This window comes from Cryobacterium sp. TMT1-66-1, from assembly GCF_004403435.1.
GTDB classification, from domain to species: domain Bacteria; phylum Actinomycetota; class Actinomycetes; order Actinomycetales; family Microbacteriaceae; genus Cryobacterium; species Cryobacterium flavum.
Map to the genome: position 1 here is coordinate 97,718 of NZ_SOGP01000009.1, position 18,034 is coordinate 115,751.

Genomic DNA, 18,034 nt, shown 5'->3' on the forward strand with positions numbered 1-18,034 from the left:
CTTCCCAAGATCCCTTGTCGACGGGCAGAACCACATCAGCTCCGAGCAAACTCAGAACCGGGGGAGAATCGCCCGCAATGTACGCACACAGGCGTAGCAGCTCTCAACGCTACTAGATTCCCGCACCTCTCGCAAACTGGACCGGCCGCGAGGCGGGTGAAGTGTTGCTTCAGCGAGGTCGAAGCAACACTGCACCCGCTTTCGCGAAACGGTTCAAGCGGATGCTGCGGCCTTGGCCGTGCAGGCGGCGCACAGCCCGAAGACGTCCACGACGTGGGCGGCCTGGGTGAACCCGTTCTTCGCGGCGACGTCTTTGGCCCACCGCTCGACGGCATCCGCTTCGATCTCCACCGTGAGGCCGCAGTTGCGGCAGATCAGGTGGTGGTGGTGCAGGTTGGTGCTACAGGCGCGGTACAGGCTCTCGCCCTCCGGCGACTGCAGGGAGTCGGCATCACCCTTGACGGCGAGGTCGGCGAGAGCGCGGTAGACCGTGGCCAGGCCGATCGGAGATCCGGTGGCGTGCAGGGCGGAGTGCAGGGCCTGGGCACTGACGAAGCCGTCGTTTGCATCGAGGGCGCCCCGCACGGCCTCACGCTGCCAGGTGTTTCGCTTCATGCTTTCAACCGTAACGATGTTCGCGTGGGTCGGCGTGCATCCGTTTGGCCGGGCGCGCCTGCTGCAGCGACCAGCCGTCGAAGAACCAGGGCGAGCAGAAAGAGGGCGGCAGCCGTCAGGGCGATCGCCGGGCCGGCCGCCACATCGAGGGAGCGGGACAGCAGCACGCCAACGACACCGGCCACCGCGCCGATTACGGGCGCGATGACGAACATCTGGGTGGTCGTGCGTGACACGAGGCGGGCTGCCGCAGCGGGGGCTGCGATCAGGGCGATGGCCAGGATGGCGCCGACGGCCGGCATCGCCGTGACGACCGTGGCCGTGATGAGCACGAGCGTGAGCAGTTCTATGGGCCATTCGTGATATCCGGCCGCGCGAAAACCGCCAACATCGAAGGTCGAGAACATGATCTGCCGGCCGAACAGCACGATGCAGAGCACGGCGAGACCCAGCACGACGGCCACGAGGGTCACGTCCTGGTCGGTCACGGTGAGGATGGAACCGACCAGGTAGGAATCGACCTTGACCGGCAGGGACGGGTTGAGCCCCTGGAGCAGAACCCCGAGAGCGAAGCCGGCGGTGAGCAGAATGCCGGAGGCGACCTGGTTGCCTTGACGTTTGACCCTTCCGATCATGGTCATGATGCCCACGATGAACACGCTCGCCACCGCGGCCCCCAGTGGGATACTCACGCCCAGGATGGCCGCGCCGACCGCTCCGGGAAACGTCGCGTGGGTGAGGGCTTGGGCGAAGAACGTGCGCTGGCGCAGCACGACAAGGGTGCCGACCAGGCCGCTGAGGGCCCCGATCAGCAACGCGGCCAGGAGAGCCTGTTCGAAGTAACCCATCAGTGCGCCGCCGATCCCGCAACAACCCGCGTTCGACGCGGGCCGCCGATTCGGTCGAGGACGAGCCGTATTACCAGGGCCAGCACGTAGCCGGCGACAAGAACGAGTACGACGGTGGCTCCGCTCGGCAGGTCGACTCCGCCGTTCACCGACGCTTCGTAGCCGAGCGCGAGCCCCACCCAGGCGGCCAGGATCGCGAAGCCGGCGGCGACCGGAAAGAGCAGCCACAGGCGATTGGTCACCAGCCGCGCCACGGCGCCCGGCACGATCAGCACGGCGAGCACGAGCAGGTTTCCCACGGCGCTGCTGGCCGCGACCACGACCAGGGCGATGGCAACGTTGAGCAGAATGTCGAGTACGAGCGGCCGGTAGCCGGCCGCCGCGGTGCCCTCCAGGTCGAAGGCGCGAAACACCTGCTCCTTGAGCGTGAACCCCACGATGATCAGCGCGATCACGCAGACCATGACCGTCTGGTTGACCTCGGCCGGGCTGACGGTGAGCAGCCGCCCGAAGAGCAGTGCGTCGAGCTGGCCGACGTAGTTTGTTTCCCGTGAAACAACGATGATTCCCACGCTGAACATGGCCGTGAAGACGATCGCGATCGCGGCGTCTGAGGTGACGGCCCGTCTGACGATCACCGTGAGCACGACAGCGGCAAGAAGGGCCGCGATCAGTGCTCCCACGAACAGGCCGTCGCGCCCGCCCCAGACGAATCCGATGGCCACGCCGGGAAAGACCGCGTGGGTGAGTCCGTCACTGATGAACTCGAGCCCGCGCAGGTTGACGAGCACACCGACAAGCCCGGCCACGAGGCTGAGCACGACGAGCACGAGCAGCGCCCTGGCCATGAACGGCAGGTCGAAGGCTGTAATGAGGGCATCCACTCAGTGACCTCCGTGGCCGGGAACCACGATGGTGTGCTCGTCCATTTCCACACCGACCGAGCCGAACGCCCGTTGCACGTTGGCCAGGGTCAGCACCTCATCGCGCGGACCGAAGGCCACCTGGGCGCCGTTGAGCAGCAGAACGCTCTCACACACGGCCCGAGCGAGGTCAAGGTCGTGGGTGGACACGAGCACCGCGACACCCTGCTGCTTGAGGCGTTTCACCGTTTCGATGAGGGCGTCCCGGTTGACCTGGTCAAGGCCGTTGAACGGCTCATCCAGCAACAATAAGCGCGGGGCGGATGCCACGGCTCTCGCCAGCAGACCGCGCTGCTGCTGCCCGCCCGACAGCTCACCAAAGCGTGTCTTGGCGCGGTTGCCCAGGCCGACGGTCTCGAGCGCCTCGGTCACGGCCCGGCGGTCGGCCCGAGCGGGCACGCGCCACCAGCCGAGGGACCGGTAGCGGCCCATCATGACGACCTGCTCGAGTGAGACCGGAAAATGCGGGTCGAGTTGGTCGGTCTGCGGTACGTAACCGATGTAGCCGGCCGGTGCCGGCCACTGTCCGAGCACCTCGACAGTGCCAGCCGTGCGGGTGATGAGCCCGAGAATGCCTTTGAGCAGGGTGGACTTGCCCGAGCCGTTGGGGCCGATCAGGGCAACGGCCTGGCCGGGCGACACGGTGAAGTCGATTCCGGTCAACGCGGCCTCGGGACCGTACGCGAACGACGCTGCCACCACTCGAAGAGCGGCGGCAGCGTTCGCTGGGGGTGTTACTTGAGAAGTGTTCTCGATCACGTGTTAACTATTGCAGGTCGGCGGGTAGCGGCGAGGGTGTGACGCCCCAGGATTCGAGCATGAGCGTTGCATTGTGCAGTTGCGCCTTGATGTAGGTGTCTCCGGCGCTTCCGGTCGGGCCGAGCGAGTCGACATAGAGAGCTTCGTCGCCGGAGTAGACGGTGACACCGGCTTCGGTCGCGATCGTCTCGGCGGTCTTGGGGCTGAGCGACGCCTCGGAGAAGACGGCCGTGACGCCGGTGGCCTTGATGGCCGCGACCAGGGCGTCGATCTCGGCGGCGCTCGGCTCGGCGTTGTCATCGAAGCTCGGAATCACGGAGCCGACATAGTCGATGTGGTACGCCGCGGTGAAGTACCCGAGGGCGTCATGGTTGCTCACGAGCAGGCGCTCGCTCTCCGGTACGGTGTCGACGTTGGTGCGGATCCACTCATCAAGGTTGGTGAGCTGTGCCGTGTACGCGGAGGCATTGGCTTCGAAGGCGCTTGCATTGCCCTGGTCGGCGGTCACGAGGCCGTCGGTGATCGTCTGCACGATGGTCTCGGCGTTGTGCACGTCAGTCCAGATGTGCGGGTCGCCGCCGTCGTGGGCGTGCGCGTCGTCTGTGGCGGGCGCATCGGCTTCATCGGTGTGGGCATCCGCTTCGTCGGCGGCGTGATCCTCGGCGGCGCCGACCTCTGAGATGGTGATGCCGGTATCGGCGTCGATGGTGACGCCGTCAAAGCCCGAGGCGGCGATGGCGTCGTCGAGCCACTCTTCGAGTCCGACGCCGTTGATGACGAGCACGTCCGCGGCACCGAGCGCGGTCAGGTCGGCCGCGGACGGGTCGTAGCTGTGGGCGCTCTGGTTGGGCTGAATGAGCTGGGTGAGATCCACGCCGCTGGCGTTACCGATGACATTACGAGTGAAGTCGGCGACCTGGGTGGTCGTCGCGACGATTTGGAGGTCGGCGTCCGCGCCGTCGGCGCTCGCGGTCGTGCCAGCCGAGCACCCCGAGAGGGCGAGGGCGGTTGACGCGAGGAGTGCGGGAACGATAAAGGATCTCTTGTGCATCCCCCGAGAATAGCCTTGATGATAATGATTGTCAAAACCATTAGCGGGTCGTTGCGATTACTCGAGCAGCAGGGCCGGCTCCTCGATGATGCTCGCGACGTCGGCGAGAAAACGGCTCGCGACATCACCATCGACGACGCGGTGGTCGAAGCTCGCGCCGATCGTGGTCACGAACCGGGCACGCACCTCACCGTCAACCACCCACGGCTTCTGCTTGATCGTGCCGAGAGCCACGATTCCGGCCTCGGGAGAGTTGAGAATGGGCGTACCGGTGTCCATGCCGAACACGCCGATATTGGTGATCGTGATCGTGCCATTGCTCATTTCGGCCGGGCTGGTCTTGCCGTCACGAGCGGTTATGGTGAGCTTCTCGAGCGCCGCAGCGAGTTCGAGCAGGCTCATGTCCTGCGCCTCCTTGATGTTCGGCACGATCAGCCCGCGCGGTGTGGCCGCGGCGATACCGAGGTTCACGTAGTGCCGCACGATGATCTCCTCTTCGGTGAACGTGGAGTTCACCGTGGGGTTGCGGCGCACCGCCCAGATCATGGCCTTCGCCATGATCAGCAGCGGCGACACCCGAATGCCCGCGAAGTCGGTCGAGGCCTTGAGGCGTTTGACGAACTCCATGGTGCGCGTGGCATCCACGTCAACGAACAAGCTCACGTGCGGCGCGGTGAACGCGCTCTTCACCATCGCCTGGGCAATGGCCTTGCGCACGCCCTTCACCGGGATGTGTTCGTCGCGATCCGTCGGCCATTCCGGTGTCTGAATGTTGCGGAACACACTGGCCTGGGTCGCCCCGCGCAACACGTCTTCCCGCGTCACGTCGCCGACCGGACCGGTCGCCTCGACCAGAGACAGGTCGACGCCGAGGTCCTTGGCGAGTTTACGAATGGGCGGCTTGGCCATGACCGGCCCAGCGGATGCCGCGCGTCGCGTCGGTTCCAGTGGCTCGGCCCGCGCACGCACCGGCGCCTGGGGCGCCAGGGTTTCGTGGGCGACGCTCGAGGTGTGGCGCCGACGCCGGGTCGGCATGGTCGCGGCGGCGCCGCGGCCCACGAGCACGGGTTCGGGCGCCTCATCGCTGATGCTGCTGCCGGTGTCGGTGGCCAAGTCGGTGACGTCGGTGGTCTCGGCGACGGGGGCAACGGCATCCGTTTGAGAAACCGAGACGTCGGAGTTGATCGTGATGATGAGGGTGCCCACGTCGACGGTGGTTCCGGCGGCGACCAGGATTTCCCCGACCACGCCGACGAACGGTGACGGCAGCTCGACCAGTGATTTGGCCGTCTCAATTTCGACCAGCACCTGGTTGATCGTCACGGTGTCGCCGGGGGCGACCTTCCATTCCACGATCTCGGCCTCGGTCAGGCCTTCCCCGACGTCGGGGAGGGTGAATTTAGAAACGCTCATAAGAGGCCTTTCCTGACGTTCATTAGTAGGCGAGAGCGCGGTCGACGGCTTCGAGCACCCGGTCGGGGCTGGGCAGAAAGTGCGTCTCGACGGCAGCCGGTGGAAACGGTGTGTCGAAGCCGGAGACCCGCAGCACGGGCGCTTCGAGCGTGTAGAACGCGCGCTCGGCGACCGTGGCGGCGATCTCGCTGCCGACGCTCACGAAGCCGGGCGCTTCCTGGGTGACGACGAGGCGACCGGTTTTCGCCACCGAACCGAGGATTGGACCGTAATCGATCGGGGAGATCGAGCGCAGGTCGATGACCTCGAGGCTGATGCCCTCGGTGGCGGCGAGTTCGGCGGCCTGCAGCAGCACGCTCACCATGGCGCCGTGACCGACGACGGTGACGTCGGTGCCGGCGGACGCGACGCGGCTGGCGTGCAGCGGCGTTCCGCTCTCACCGAAGCGCACCTCGCCCTTGGGCCAATAGCGGCTCTTCGGCTCGAAGAAGATCACCGGGTCGTCACTCTTGATTGCTTCCTGCATCATCCAGTAGGCGTCGTGCGGGTTGGACGGGCTGACCACGCGCAGACCGGGGGTGTGCGCGAAATAGGCCTCCGGGCTCTCCTGGTGGTGCTCGATCGAGCCGATGTGTCCGCCGTACGGAATGCGGATGACCACCGGCATGATCAGGCCGCCCTCATGGCGATTGCGCATGCGGGCCAGCTGGCTGGTGATCTGGTCGAAACCGGGAAAAACGAATCCGTCGAACTGGATCTCGCAAACCGGGCGAAAGCCGCGCATGGCCAGGCCGATGGCGGTGCCAATGATGCCGGATTCGGCGAGCGGGGTATCAAGAACCCGCTTGTCGCCGAATTCGGCGATGAGCCCCTCTGTCACCCGAAAAACGCCGCCGAGCGGGCCGATGTCCTCGCCCATCAGCAGCACCTTGGGGTCATCCTGCATCGCTTGACGCAGTCCGGCATTCAGAGCCTTCGTCATGGGCAGCGAAGCGGATGCCACGCTCGTGTCGGTCGCAGCGTTCATCAGTTCTTACCCTCGTCAAAAGACGCTTCGTAGCGTTCCAGCCAGGCCTTTTGCTCAGCCAGGAGCGGATGCGGTTCGGCGTAGACGTTGTCGAAGATCACCGATTGCTCCGGGCCGGTGATTTCCAGAGCGCGACGACGGGCATCGGCCGCGAAGTCGGCCGCTTCTTCATCGACGGTGTCAAGGAATTCCTGCTCGATGCCCCGGCCCTGCAGGTAGCTGCGAAAGCGCACGATCGGGTCGCGGGCCACCCAATAGGCGAGTTCCTCCGGGTCGCGGTACTTGGTGGGGTCGTCGGCGGTGGTGTGCGCACCGACCCGGTAGGTGAGCGCCTCGATCAGGGACGGGCCCTGGCCGGAGCGAGCGTCATCCATCGACTTTGCCGTGACGGCGAAGCTCGCGAGCACATCGTTACCGTCGATCTGGGTGCCCGGCATGCCGAAGCCGCCGGCGCGCAGATAGAGCGGAGTGCGGGATTGCCGTGCGACCGGCACCGAAATGGCCCAGTGGTTGTTCTGCAGAAAGAACACCTGCGGGGTCTGGTAGCTCGCCGCGAAGACGAGAGCCTCGTTGGCGTCGCCCTGCGAGGATGCACCGTCGCCGTAGTAGACGATGACGGCCTGGTCGGTCTCTGGGTTGCCGGTCGCGGTCGACCCGTCGAGCTGCATGCCCATGGCATAGCCGGTGGAGTGCAGGGTCTGCGAGGCGAGCACGAGGGTATAAAGGTGAAAGTTTCCGTGCTCTTCGGGTACCCAGCCGCCGAGGGTGACTCCGCGCAGCATGCGCAGGATGTCCACAACGTCGAGGCCGCGGATCATGCCGACGACGTGCTCCCGGTAGGAGGGGAACACGTGGTCCTGCGGCCTGGTCGCGTAGGCCGACCCGACCTGGGCGGCTTCCTGGCCGTGGCTTGGCACCCAGAGGGCCAGCTGGCCTTGGCGCTGCAGGTTGGCCGCCTCGGTATCGAACTTACGCACCACGACCATGTCGTGGTAAAACCTGCGGTGGTCGGCCTCGGTGAGTCGGTTGAGATAGGGAAGAAACTCCTCGGCGGCGGCGTTGGGTTCGAACGCGCCGTTCGGAGAGATCATCCGCACGCAGGTCTCGGCCCCATCGAGGCCAAAGGGAGCGGATGCTGCAAGGCGTGGCGCAGTCGCGTCGTTTCGGGTGGCTGACACCGTACTAACCTATCTTCCGAGCTGGGTGATCGGCGGGAAGAGCGCCGACAAGATCCGCGCTCATTAATAGGAGTGTCGCCACAGCCTGCTCCTCACCGATAGAAACACGAATACCTTCGGGCGCGAACGGACGAACGACGAGGCCGGCCTCACCCAGCGCCTCGGCCACAGTGGTCGTTTCAGCGCCGGTCGGCAGCCACAGAAAGTTCCCCTGGGGCGCAGGGATGTTCCAACCCTGTCGGGTCAGCGCCTGCCAGGTCGCATCGCGACGCGCGGCGATGACGCGAACCCGCTCGAGCAACTCCTTCTCCGCTTTCAGGGACGCGATCGCGCCGGCTGCGGCCTGCGCGGTGACCGAGAGTGGAATCGCGGTCGATCGGGCGGCGTTCAGAATATCCACCGGGCCGAGCGCATAGCCAACCCGCAGCCCGGCAAGGCCGTAGGCCTTGGAGAAGGTGCGAAGAACGACCAGATTGGGGTAGCGGGAGAGCAGTGGCGGGCCATTCACGGCATCCGCTTGGGTGACGAACTCGATATATGCCTCATCGAGAATGACCAGGAGGTCGGTCGGCACGACGGCCATGAAGGCCTCGAATTCGTCCTTCGTGACGATCGTGCCGGTGGGATTGTTCGGCGAACAGACAATGATGACCCGGGTGTTGTCGCTGATCGCGGCGGCCATCTCGGGCAGATCATGGCCGTGATCGCTGCGATTGGGCACGCGCACGCTGGTAGCACCGGCGACGGCCACGAGGGAGGGGTAGGCCTCAAACGACCGCCAGGAGTAGAGCACTTCATCGCCGGGGCCGGCGGCAGCGAGAATGAGCTGGGCCAGCAGGGCCACCGAGCCGGAGCCGACATGCACCTGGTCAAGGTCAAGGCTGTACTTGGCGGCGAGGCGTTCGCGCAGAACCAGCGCCGAGGCGTCCGGGTAGCGGTTGTAGGCCGTTTCGGCCGTGACTGCCGCGATTACACCGGGCAGGGGGTCGAACGGGTTCTCATTGCTGGAGAGTTTGAAGGCAATGGCGGCGGCCGGTTTGCCCTGCTTGTAGGCCGGGAGGGCGATGATCTCCGGGCGCAGTCGGACTGAGGGGCGGTCTGAGAGGCTCACTCGGTGAGTCTACGCCCGGATATATTCGCTGTTGAGAATGAATGTTCGCTTGACTTTCGGCCGCCACGACCTGCATGGCCCGAGCCAGTGAGATAGTAGGGGCATGGCCAGATTCCTGATCCAACTGATCGTCAACGCGGTAGCCCTGTGGTTCACCGCCCTGCTCGTGACGGGGGTGCACGTCACGCCCTACGCGCCGGATGCCGGTGCCAGCGTGCTCACCTATCTTCTGATTGCGCTCATCTTCGGCTTCGTGAACACCGTTGTCGGCGGGGTGCTGCGCGTCATTGCGTTTCCGCTCTACATTCTGACGCTCGGACTGTTCGCGTTGATCGTCAACGGCCTGCTCCTGCTGCTCGTGGGTTGGCTTTCCGGTTTCCTGGGCTTCGGCCTCGTCGTTGACAGCTTCTGGTGGGGCGTACTGGGTGCCCTCGTACTCGGCATCATCTCCTGGCTGCTCGGGCTGATTCTGCGCCCGGTCACCGCACGCGACTGAGCTGCGGCAGGAAGAAACCTACTGCGGCCAAGGCCCTTCCGGCACGCGGCTGCCGCGCCACAAGACCGCCTCGCCCGCTTCGCTCCCCAGAACGTCGGTCACGGTGTCCCGAAAGCCCTGCAGGTTCGCCTCCGGAGATGCATCAATGAGCAGCGCTGTCTCGCGGTACGTGTCGAGGTTGTGAGCCGGCAGGGCGGCCCCGGCTGGCAGCGGTTCGGAGGCGAATGCCTCACGGCGCACGGTCACCCGGTCATCGGAGTCGGTCAGGCTGTCTCCGCCCATCGCAGGCACGATGTCGTCGGTGTGCTCGACCGTCAGGGTGGCTACGCCGTCCGGCACGGGCACCTTGGATTCGGGTGCCCCAAAGGTGGCCACCGCCTGCACGTTGAACCAACTGTACGCAGCCACCTGGGTGGCGATCAGGCCGCCCTGGGAATGGCCGGCAAGCACAACAGGGTCGGACGGTGCGATTCCGGCCGCCTTCATGGCGCTGATCACGGTCTCGAATGAACCCGCGGTCTGCCCGGCCATCGCGGTGATGTTGGAGGTGAGGTCTAAGGGGTCCGTTTTGGCGATGGCATCCCATTCAACGGTTCCACTGATGTAGACCGCCCACGACGGATGCTCGGCGTCGCCATAATTCTCAATGCGCACCTGCGGCTTCCCTGCGACGGCCTTCGGGATTCGCGCAGCAAGGTCGCCGACACCAGTGGGTGGCGTCGGTTGGGTTTGAGTTCCCACGGCAGCCACGCTCACCGGACTTTCCCGGAACACGCCTTCGTTGCGCGCCACGGCCAAAACGCCGAGCGCTGTGCGTGAGATGCCGATGACACCCAGCCCTTCGTCACCGAAAGCCCGACCAACGGATCGCGGTGTACCGGCCAGGCCCCAAGCTACGTCGTCGAGCGACGAGGCCGCAGCTCGTACCAGAGCTACCACGTTCGGGTTCGTGAGAAGGCGGGGGTCGAGCTCGTCCGTACCGTTGCGGGCGGCCGGCGACCGGGAGGGCGAACGCAGACTTCCATGAAGCCCTATGTGCCCGACGCTGGCAACACCGGCCATGGAGACACCGAACGGCGTGCCTGCAAGGGCAAAAACGCCACCTCGAAGCAACCGGCCCAGGCCATACGCGAGATCTGCGGCACCCATCAATGCAGCCTCCCGGGCGACACGCTCCACGTATCCGTAACTTCTAGCCGCTGCAACGAGATTGTCCGCGATAACACCGCAGTACTCGTGAAGCGAATTCAGCCGGCCGGCCACCTGGAGCAGATCAGGCCAAGGGTCCTGGCCCAGCCAGTTCGCCGGCCAGTACGGGTCCAAATTGCGGATCCGATACGCGCGACTCACCCAGTCGGCCAAATCATCTCGCAGAACGTTCAGGAACTGTGCCTGGGCCAACACTTCATCGGTGGCAACGATGGTCGTACCTCCGACCGAGACGGTCAGGTCGCCGTCAGCGAGGCCTTCCCTCACGCCGGACACAGCTCCTCCTCGAGGTAGATCTGGCTTCGCACGCTGGCCAGCGCCTCGTGCAGGTAGTGCAGCACAACATCGAGGTGTTGCACGATGTCTGCGACGCAGCCCGAGTAAGCCCGCTGAGATTTGGAACTCCAGAATTCGCTGGGGTCCAGGGCGAGCAACTGGCGACGTTTGCCCTCGATTTCGGCATGCAGGCCGAGCAGGAGATCGCGCTGGGAATGCATCATCGCCAGGTGCTCAGGACTATATGGCCCACCCGGCATCCGCCCCACTGCGTCCATGACACCTCCAGGTCGCGACGATCGTCGCAGAATCCGCGACGCATCCGGCTGCCCGTCGCGCAATCTGTGCACAGAGACCGAATACTGGGCGTGTGGAGAAGGCGAAACTGCTCCAGAATGGAAGACATGCCCTTCGCGTCACTCACCCCCGACGAGTCGACGCCGTTTCGAATCATTTTCGTCTGCACCGGAAATATCTGTCGGTCGCCCATGGCCGAGGTCGTGCTGCGCGACCTCGTTACGAAACTCGGACTCGGACGTCTCATCGCGAGCAGCTCGGCCGGCACCGGAGACTGGCATGTGGGTGAGCAAGCCGACGGTCGCACGATCACGGCCCTGGCCAAGCGCGGCTACGACGGCAGCCACCATCGGGCTCGCCAGTTTGACCCGCTGTGGTTCGCCGAGCACGACCTCGTCGTCGTGCTCGACCGCAGCCAGGAGCGCATTCTGCGCAACTGGGCCCTGGAGGATCGCGATCGCGCCAAGGTGCGCCTGCTGCTGAGCTTTGACGCCCAGCAGGCCGCCCTGTTCGACGTGCCTGACCCTTACTATTCCGACGATGCGTTGTTTGACGCCGTATTAGGCATGATTGAGAGGGCAAGTCACGCACTTGTGAAACAACTTGCACCCGCAATTCGACAGGGAGTCCGATGAGTCACCTACCCGTACAGGTTCTGAGCCCGCTTGATGGCCGCTACCGAGCCGCCGTTTCCGATCTGGGCGAGTTCCTGTCCGAGGCCGGTCTCAACCGGGCCCGCGTGCGCGTCGAGGTGGAGTGGCTGATCACCCTCACCGACCGCAGCCTGTTCGGTTCCGCGCCCCTGAATGACGAGCAGAAACTCGCCCTACGCACGCTCGTGACCGACTTTGGTCAGCCCGAGATCGACGAACTGGCCGAGCTCGAGGCCACCACCCGCCACGACGTGAAGGCCGTCGAATACCTCGTTCGCCGACGCCTCGGCACACTGGGCCTCGATCACATCAGCGAGCTCACCCACTTCGCGGCGACCAGCGAGGACATCAACAACCTCTCCTATGCCCTCACCGTGCGGGATGCCGTGCAGACCGTCTGGCTGCCCAAGCTGCGCCTCGTGATCCAAGCACTTCGCAGCAACGCGCTGGAATTTCGAGCGGATGCGATGCTGGCCCGTACCCACGGGCAGCCCGCGACGCCGACCACCATGGGTAAGGAACTCGCCGTGTTCGCCTACCGCCTCGAACGCATCGTGCGGCAGATCGAGGCCGGCGAATACCTGGGCAAATTCAGTGGCGCCACCGGAACCTTCGCCGCCCACGTGGCCGCCGATCCGTCCGTTGACTGGCCGGCCGTCTCGCGCGAGTTCGTCGAGGGTCTCGGCCTCGGCTGGAACCCGCTCACGACGCAGATCGAGTCGCACGACTGGCAGGCCGAGCTGTACTCCCGCGCATCCCACGCAAACCGCATTCTGCACAACCTGGCCACCGACATCTGGTCCTACATTTCAATCGGCTACTTCCGCCAGATTCCCCAGGTCGGTGCCACCGGCTCCTCGACGATGCCGCACAAGATCAACCCGATTCGCTTCGAGAACGCGGAAGCCAACCTCGAACTGTCCTGCGCCATCCTGGACTCACTCGCGGCTACCCTCGTGACCAGCCGCCTGCAACGTGACCTCACCGACTCCACCACCCAACGCAACATCGGAGTCGGCTTCGGGCATTCGCTGCTCGCGCTCGACAATATCCTGCGGGGCCTCGACGAGATCGACATAGACCGTGCGCTGCTGGCGAGCGACCTCGACTCCAACTGGGAGATTCTGGGCGAGGCGATTCAGACCGTGATTCGCGCTGAAGTCTCGGCCGGCCGCTCGTCCATCGAAGACCCATATGCCCTTCTCAAGGAGCTGACCCGCGGCAAACGCATCACGAGCGCGGACCTGGCGGCATTCGTTTCGGCCCTCGATATTGGCGAAGCGGCCAAGACCCGCCTTCTGGCCCTGACCCCTGGTAGTTACGTCGGCCTCGCCGCCGCCTTGGTTGACTACCTGCCGTAGTCGTCGCCCGTTACAGGAAAGCACCTTCGTCCACAGGGACGAAGGTGCTTTTTTGGCGCTGCGGTGCCGGCTAGTGCCCGTTCTGCTCGTCGAGGTCGGTCTGCTCCGAGGCATTGGGCTTCATGCCGAGCACGAGCATGGCGATCACCACGAGCGCCACGATGAACGTCACGCCGAGTCCGATAACGGAGAGCATGACCTCGCGCGTGGTGCCCAGAATGGTCAGCCCGACGAACAGGGCCATTCCGGCCGAAATGGCGAGCAATTCGACCGGCTTCAGTCGGTCAGAGCGGCTGGGCTGCTGCGCCGAGTTGGGCGTGCCAGGGGTCTTCTTGGTCACAGTGAGTCCAAATCTTTAGGCGCGGTGTTCGTTGGTGCGGTGTTCGTTGGTACGGCGGCGTCTCGGCGCTGCCTGGGCGAATCCCATTTGATGGAGAGGCCGGCGATGGGCAGAAAAACAGCGAGAAAGACCAGGTAGGCACCGAAGAGGCCGACCGAGACGACCGGATTGGGCGGCAGAAGCAGAAAGAGCAGGGCGAGGATCGCGGTGCCGATTCCGGTATACAGCCAGTCTTTGGCTGGCAGCGGGCGTTTGCGCACCCGGATGCCGGCATAGATCTCGAGAAAGCCGGTGACGGCTCCCCAGACACTCACGATGAAGAGAAAGAACCCGTGGCCTCCGGCGTGAAAACCGAGCGCTGCCGCGCCGGCGACCATGCTCACGATGCCCTGGATCAGAAACAGGCTGCGGTCGGCAGCGACGGTAAGGGTACGCGGGCCGGTGAGAACGAGGAGCAGGCCACTCGCCAGTGCGAAGGCGCCGAATCCGAGCAGACCAAGCTGAGCCGAGTGGTCGCGGCTGAAAGTGATGATCGCGGCGGGAACCACGGCGATCAGGGCGCGCCCAACGGCCACGGACCAGTAGCCGGAACCGACGTGTGATGGTGCCTGGGCGTTTGCCACGCACGACCTCTTTCGTTGCAAAATTTGTCAGGTCCAGTCTACGCGGCGGGACCGTGCGGATCTGCGAGCGGGCTGCACGCGGTGCGCTTGGGCGCAACGAACCGGGCCCGGCACGATCAAGCTCCTGCATCAAGCAGTGCCGAGCTACTGTGAACGGCCGCGCAAAGTGTCGCCGGTACCCCAGCGCTCGAGCGGGCTGCCAAATAAAGTGTCGCCGTCGTTGTCCAAATAACTTGTCGCCCCGAGCAAGCCGCTTTGGCAGGCGACACTTTATTTGGCAACCCAACGCGCTCTCCGACCTATCAACCGGCGCAGGCCCTGCTCGACGACGTGTAGGCGCCGGCAGGAGCTAATCACCTATGTTCTTGCTCTTATTCGTGTTTAGCAATGACAAGCACCATCTAGACACGGTAAAGTTGTGGTTATGCACGCTGAAATCACCAACACCGCCTGGCCTCCACACGCGCTTGAGACCCTGCCCTGGCGTCAGCAGATACGCAGCGGCACGCGTGAGGACCGGGTGCTGAGTTCGGTCGACGCGACGATCCCGCCACTGATCCAGACGCTCGACTACATGCCGCCCCTGGCAGTGTTACTGGAAACCGAGAAAGCCCTTCTCGCCGTCGCGCAGGCTGACACCGACGCGGAAGGCCATTCAGCGGCGCTGAGCCGTTTCATGGTGCGTTCGGAATCGGTGGCTTCCTCGAAGATCGAGCACATCTCTGCCTCGGCGCTGGACTACGCCCAAGCTGTTGCAGGCAACCGCGGCAATGCCTCGGCGATGAGCATGGTCGCCGCCTCGGCTGCGCTGCACGAACTCATCACCACCGTCGAGCAGCACGGCCGTTTCGAGCTGGAGCACATCATCGACGCGCACCGCGCGCTGATGAAGGATGATCCAGACGAGGCGAGCTACGCCGGTCGTCTGCGGGACATGCAGAACTGGATCGGCGGAAGCGACTACTCACCCAGGGATGCCCTCCACGTGCCGCCGGCGCCTGCGCGAGTCGCTGAGCTGATGACGGACCTGGTGGCGTACCTCAACCGCGACGACGTGCCAGTGATGGTGCAGGCCGCGATCGGCCACGCCCAGTTCGAGTCGATCCACGCCTTCACTGATGGCAATGGTCGCATCGGACGTGCGCTGGTATCCGCTGTGCTGCGTCGCCGTGGTGTCACCCGTAACGCTGTTGTACCGCTGGCCAGTGGTCTCCTCGCCCGCCGCGAGGACTATTTTGCAGCGCTCGGCGCCTACCGCCGCGGCGATCCCGGGCCGCTCATTAGCTTGTTCGCGCACTCAGCGCGTGCTGCCGCCGAGTGCTCGCGCGGCACCATCGCTCGCCTGAAGGCAATGCCCGATGCTTGGGTAGCAGAGCTGCGCCCTCGCGCCGGATCTGCGGCCGCCGCACTGATCCAGGCGTTCTATGACCACCCAGTGATGAGTGCGGCCGAGATCGAGACACGGTCCGGGTCCGTGGCTTCCCAGGCCTACCGGGCCATCGACCAGCTCAGCCGAGCTGGGTACATCCAGGAAATCACCGGGCGCAAGAAGAACCGTGTGTGGGCCGCGTCCGAGGCGCTGGCCGAGCTGGATGATCTTGACCGACGCATCCAGGCCGCGATGGCGTGACAGTGAGCCTCGAGATCGCAACGCGCACCGTTGTTTTTGACAAGCGGTTCCTCGCCGGGCGCCCGGTCCTCGACTGATACAGAGACCCGGCTGCGCGCCGACACCTGTTCCAGGACGCCTGCGAGGGTCGGCAGGGGCGCTGTTCCCGGCAGCCCATGACTGCCAGGGGCTATCCGCAGCGTTTCTCTATCCGGCGTAGAACGAATTCGTAGTGAGGGACCATTTGGGAATTGACCTCGCTACGCTCCCTCTGCGCGGATCGAGACGTCGGACGCGTCGATAGCGATGGGCATCGCGCGCCGGCACAGCCGCCGCCAGGCAACCGTTGACAGCCGCTGTCAATCCTGACACCCGCCGACTAAGCATCCCTGATAGAGTTTACGAATTAGTAAAGGACCGTGATCGTTATGACAGCCACTATCCTCGCACGTGCCGCTCGAGCAGCCAGCGGTCTCAGCCAGAGCGAGCTCTCGCGTCGTTCAGGGATCGCCGGGTCATCTCTCTCCCTCATTGAGAACGGCAAGCGCGATCCAACCGTTTCGACTTTGGAAGCACTTCTAAACAACACGCAACACATCCTGGTCACGATTCCCACCCTGCGCGCGGACGCCGCCCGCATTGCAGACCAGATCAGCGCGGCGCTTGCGGACGCATCTACCAGCGATGCAGCGCCGGTCAACACAGCGCTGGCTAACACCTCGCTGGCTAACACCGCGTTCGGAAGCGTCGAGGTCGCTAATACCGCGCATGCGTTCCGGCGCTTCATCCAGCTGGCCGACAACCTGGCAGCCGAAGCTGGCGCGACCCGGGTTGGCCTCACACTTACCGAGCCGGCGCCGACTGGATCAGCACACTGGGATGCGGCGATTGCGGCTCTCTGCGAGTACCGCTTGAACGCGGATGCTCTTCCGGTACCCGAATGGATCACCGCACAGGTCGGAAACCCGGACGAGCCTTGGCAGCCAAAGACCACCCGCTACAACATCTTGGCCGACCAGGCAGAAGTGCCACCCGAGTTCCTGCGTCGTGGCATTCTGATCGAAGCAGCCACTCTAGTGAGCATCTAATGGCCCGCGACGAGCTTGATCGAGATGACCTAATCCGGGGTATCAACGCAGTCTCATCAACGCAGTCATCACTAAGCTTCGTGCAACCGGTCGACCCGCAGGAATTCGCATCGTGGGAGGTGCTGCGCTGGCACTGCGCTACTTCGATCGACGCACAACCACCGGCATAGACGCACGGCTACAGCCTGAAGCGCCAATTCTCGCGGCTGCCGCAGAAGTAGCCCGTGAAAACCAGTGGCCGCCAGATTGGCTCAATAGCAACGCCGCTCAATTCATCCCGACCTACCGCGCCGACGCAGGCTGGGAAGTCATCTACGCCAGCGAAGGCATCACCGTCGAGGTTGCTTCACCGCGCGCTCTGCTGGCCATGAAGCTCAACGCCTCACGTCCCGGCCGCGACGACTCAGACATCGCCAACCTCCTCGCCATTTGCGAGATCCCCAACGTCGACGCCGCAGAAGACCTCCTTGAGGAGTTCTTCCCGGGTGATGGGCTACCCAACAAGGCGCTCAAACTCCTGACGCCCATATTTGCCGAAGGGCTCCCGACCGTTCCGGACGTGCCACCAGCACCCGTGCTCGGCTTAAGCAACGAACCACCAGCGCCCGAAGCCGACTTGCCAGCGCGGATGCGTCGGCGCCCTGGACTGCGCGGAGTGAAGCTCGATCCCCGTGGCCTGGGCGAAACAGCTGCTCGCGACATCGACCCCGACTACCAGCGCTGACGCGCGTCGTCACGGCCGTTCCCTAGCGCTCCATTACTGAGCCCGGCGCCTGTTCACTCGCCCACGCTACAGAGTCGCTAGCCGGTTACGAGCTCGCTGTCTTGGCGAGAAAAAACTACTTCGCGCCAGGTGTCTGAGACAGCTTGACGATCCACTTTGGCGTCGCCACGCCGGCGCGGCGGTCTGCGTTCACTCGAACGCGCGCGGCTACGGCCTGAGCTTTCGGGCTAGGTCGGCTGTCGCTTTGACGCTGCTGAATCTCGTTGATCGTCATGGTGTGCCTCCTGTTCCTGTACTAATTATGCGCGCGGGGGCGTTTCTAGAAGCCAATAGAACTCTGTAGTTTCCCGAGAGGAGTACGTGCAATATTGACACATATAGTCCGTAATGGGACTATATGTGTATGCATCTCTCCACGTCTCAGGCCGCAGCA

At 64.6% G+C, this 18,034-nt stretch carries 20 protein-coding genes; 6 read left to right on the forward strand and 14 right to left on the reverse strand.

From position 1 onward, the window contains the following. Positions 1–213 precede the first annotated feature (213 nt). The 9 genes from E3T29_RS06340 to E3T29_RS06380 form a co-directional block, all read right to left on the reverse strand. Positions 214–615: a Fur family transcriptional regulator gene (locus E3T29_RS06340; RefSeq protein WP_134344715.1), complete on the reverse strand. Its 402-nt coding sequence runs from the start codon at positions 613–615 to the stop codon at positions 214–216. Next, on the reverse strand, positions 612–1,463 hold the full coding sequence (locus tag E3T29_RS06345; RefSeq protein WP_134344716.1) for a metal ABC transporter permease: 852 nt from the start codon (positions 1,461–1,463) through the stop codon (positions 612–614). The genes E3T29_RS06340 and E3T29_RS06345 overlap by 4 nt, the downstream gene beginning before the upstream one ends. Continuing rightward, a complete protein-coding gene (locus E3T29_RS06350; protein WP_241987676.1) occupies positions 1,463–2,347 on the reverse strand; it encodes a metal ABC transporter permease in 885 nt (294 codons plus the stop codon). Before E3T29_RS06350 ends, E3T29_RS06345 begins: the two co-directional genes overlap by 1 nt. Beyond that, positions 2,348–3,145, reverse strand: a complete 798-nt coding sequence (locus E3T29_RS06355) for a metal ABC transporter ATP-binding protein (RefSeq protein WP_241987677.1) — start codon at positions 3,143–3,145, stop codon at positions 2,348–2,350. It abuts the gene before it with no gap. Between the two features lie 7 nt (positions 3,146–3,152). Then, entirely contained in the window at positions 3,153–4,196 is a 1,044-nt protein-coding gene (locus E3T29_RS06360) for a metal ABC transporter substrate-binding protein (protein WP_134344717.1), read from the reverse strand. Between the two features lie 57 nt (positions 4,197–4,253). Next, on the reverse strand, positions 4,254–5,609 hold the full coding sequence (locus tag E3T29_RS06365; RefSeq protein ID WP_134344718.1) for a dihydrolipoamide acetyltransferase family protein: 1,356 nt from the start codon (positions 5,607–5,609) through the stop codon (positions 4,254–4,256). 22 nt (positions 5,610–5,631) lie between these two features. After that, entirely contained in the window at positions 5,632–6,636 is a 1,005-nt protein-coding gene (locus tag E3T29_RS06370; RefSeq protein ID WP_134344719.1) for an alpha-ketoacid dehydrogenase subunit beta, read from the reverse strand. Then, positions 6,636–7,727: a thiamine pyrophosphate-dependent enzyme gene (locus tag E3T29_RS06375; protein ID WP_134344990.1), complete on the reverse strand. Its 1,092-nt coding sequence runs from the start codon at positions 7,725–7,727 to the stop codon at positions 6,636–6,638. Before E3T29_RS06375 ends, E3T29_RS06370 begins: the two co-directional genes overlap by 1 nt. A 91-nt stretch (positions 7,728–7,818) precedes the next feature. Next, positions 7,819–8,925 (reverse strand): histidinol-phosphate transaminase, encoded by a 1,107-nt coding sequence (locus E3T29_RS06380; RefSeq protein WP_134344720.1) that lies wholly within the window; start codon positions 8,923–8,925, stop codon positions 7,819–7,821. 103 nt (positions 8,926–9,028) lie between these two features. Between E3T29_RS06380 and E3T29_RS06385 the strand changes: the two genes are divergently transcribed. Next, positions 9,029–9,421: a phage holin family protein gene (locus E3T29_RS06385; RefSeq protein WP_092338319.1), complete on the forward strand. Its 393-nt coding sequence runs from the start codon at positions 9,029–9,031 to the stop codon at positions 9,419–9,421. 18 nt (positions 9,422–9,439) lie between these two features. Here the strand turns inward: E3T29_RS06385 and E3T29_RS06390 are convergent, their stop codons facing one another. Beyond that, positions 9,440–10,906 carry a hypothetical protein gene (locus tag E3T29_RS06390; protein ID WP_134344721.1) on the reverse strand — a complete coding sequence of 489 codons (1,467 nt, stop codon included), beginning with the start codon at positions 10,904–10,906 and terminating at the stop codon, positions 9,440–9,442. Next, positions 10,894–11,130 (reverse strand): hypothetical protein, encoded by a 237-nt coding sequence (locus E3T29_RS06395; protein WP_134344722.1) that lies wholly within the window; start codon positions 11,128–11,130, stop codon positions 10,894–10,896. The genes E3T29_RS06390 and E3T29_RS06395 overlap by 13 nt, the downstream gene beginning before the upstream one ends. A 180-nt stretch (positions 11,131–11,310) precedes the next feature. On the opposite strand from E3T29_RS06395, the gene E3T29_RS06400 reads away from it, so the two are divergent. Continuing rightward, positions 11,311–11,838: a low molecular weight protein-tyrosine-phosphatase gene (locus E3T29_RS06400; RefSeq protein ID WP_104090191.1), complete on the forward strand. Its 528-nt coding sequence runs from the start codon at positions 11,311–11,313 to the stop codon at positions 11,836–11,838. Next, positions 11,835–13,217, forward strand: a complete 1,383-nt coding sequence (purB, locus tag E3T29_RS06405; RefSeq protein ID WP_134344723.1) for an adenylosuccinate lyase — start codon at positions 11,835–11,837, stop codon at positions 13,215–13,217. The genes E3T29_RS06400 and purB overlap by 4 nt, the downstream gene beginning before the upstream one ends. Before the next feature lie 70 nt (positions 13,218–13,287). Here the strand turns inward: purB and E3T29_RS06410 are convergent, their stop codons facing one another. Together E3T29_RS06410 and E3T29_RS06415 are read right to left on the reverse strand one after the other, a co-directional pair. Next, complete coding sequence (locus E3T29_RS06410; protein WP_134344724.1) at positions 13,288–13,557, reverse strand: hypothetical protein; 270 nt, start codon at positions 13,555–13,557, stop codon at positions 13,288–13,290. Then, complete coding sequence (locus E3T29_RS06415) at positions 13,554–14,180, reverse strand: hypothetical protein (protein WP_134344725.1); 627 nt, start codon at positions 14,178–14,180, stop codon at positions 13,554–13,556. Before E3T29_RS06415 ends, E3T29_RS06410 begins: the two co-directional genes overlap by 4 nt. Before the next feature lie 424 nt (positions 14,181–14,604). On the opposite strand from E3T29_RS06415, the gene E3T29_RS06420 reads away from it, so the two are divergent. The 3 genes from E3T29_RS06420 to E3T29_RS06430 all read left to right on the forward strand — a co-directional run bounded on the left by E3T29_RS06420 (position 14,605) and on the right by E3T29_RS06430 (position 17,601). Beyond that, on the forward strand, positions 14,605–15,810 hold the full coding sequence (locus E3T29_RS06420) for a Fic family protein (RefSeq protein ID WP_166792338.1): 1,206 nt from the start codon (positions 14,605–14,607) through the stop codon (positions 15,808–15,810). 407 nt (positions 15,811–16,217) lie between these two features. After that, entirely contained in the window at positions 16,218–16,877 is a 660-nt protein-coding gene (locus tag E3T29_RS06425; RefSeq protein ID WP_134344726.1) for a helix-turn-helix domain-containing protein, read from the forward strand. 112 nt (positions 16,878–16,989) lie between these two features. Next, on the forward strand, positions 16,990–17,601 hold the full coding sequence (locus tag E3T29_RS06430; protein ID WP_134344727.1) for a hypothetical protein: 612 nt from the start codon (positions 16,990–16,992) through the stop codon (positions 17,599–17,601). Between the two features lie 115 nt (positions 17,602–17,716). On the opposite strand, the gene E3T29_RS19585 is transcribed toward E3T29_RS06430, so the two are convergent. Beyond that, positions 17,717–17,875 carry a hypothetical protein gene (locus E3T29_RS19585; protein WP_166792339.1) on the reverse strand — a complete coding sequence of 53 codons (159 nt, stop codon included), beginning with the start codon at positions 17,873–17,875 and terminating at the stop codon, positions 17,717–17,719. Positions 17,876–18,034: the final 159 nt, after the last annotated feature.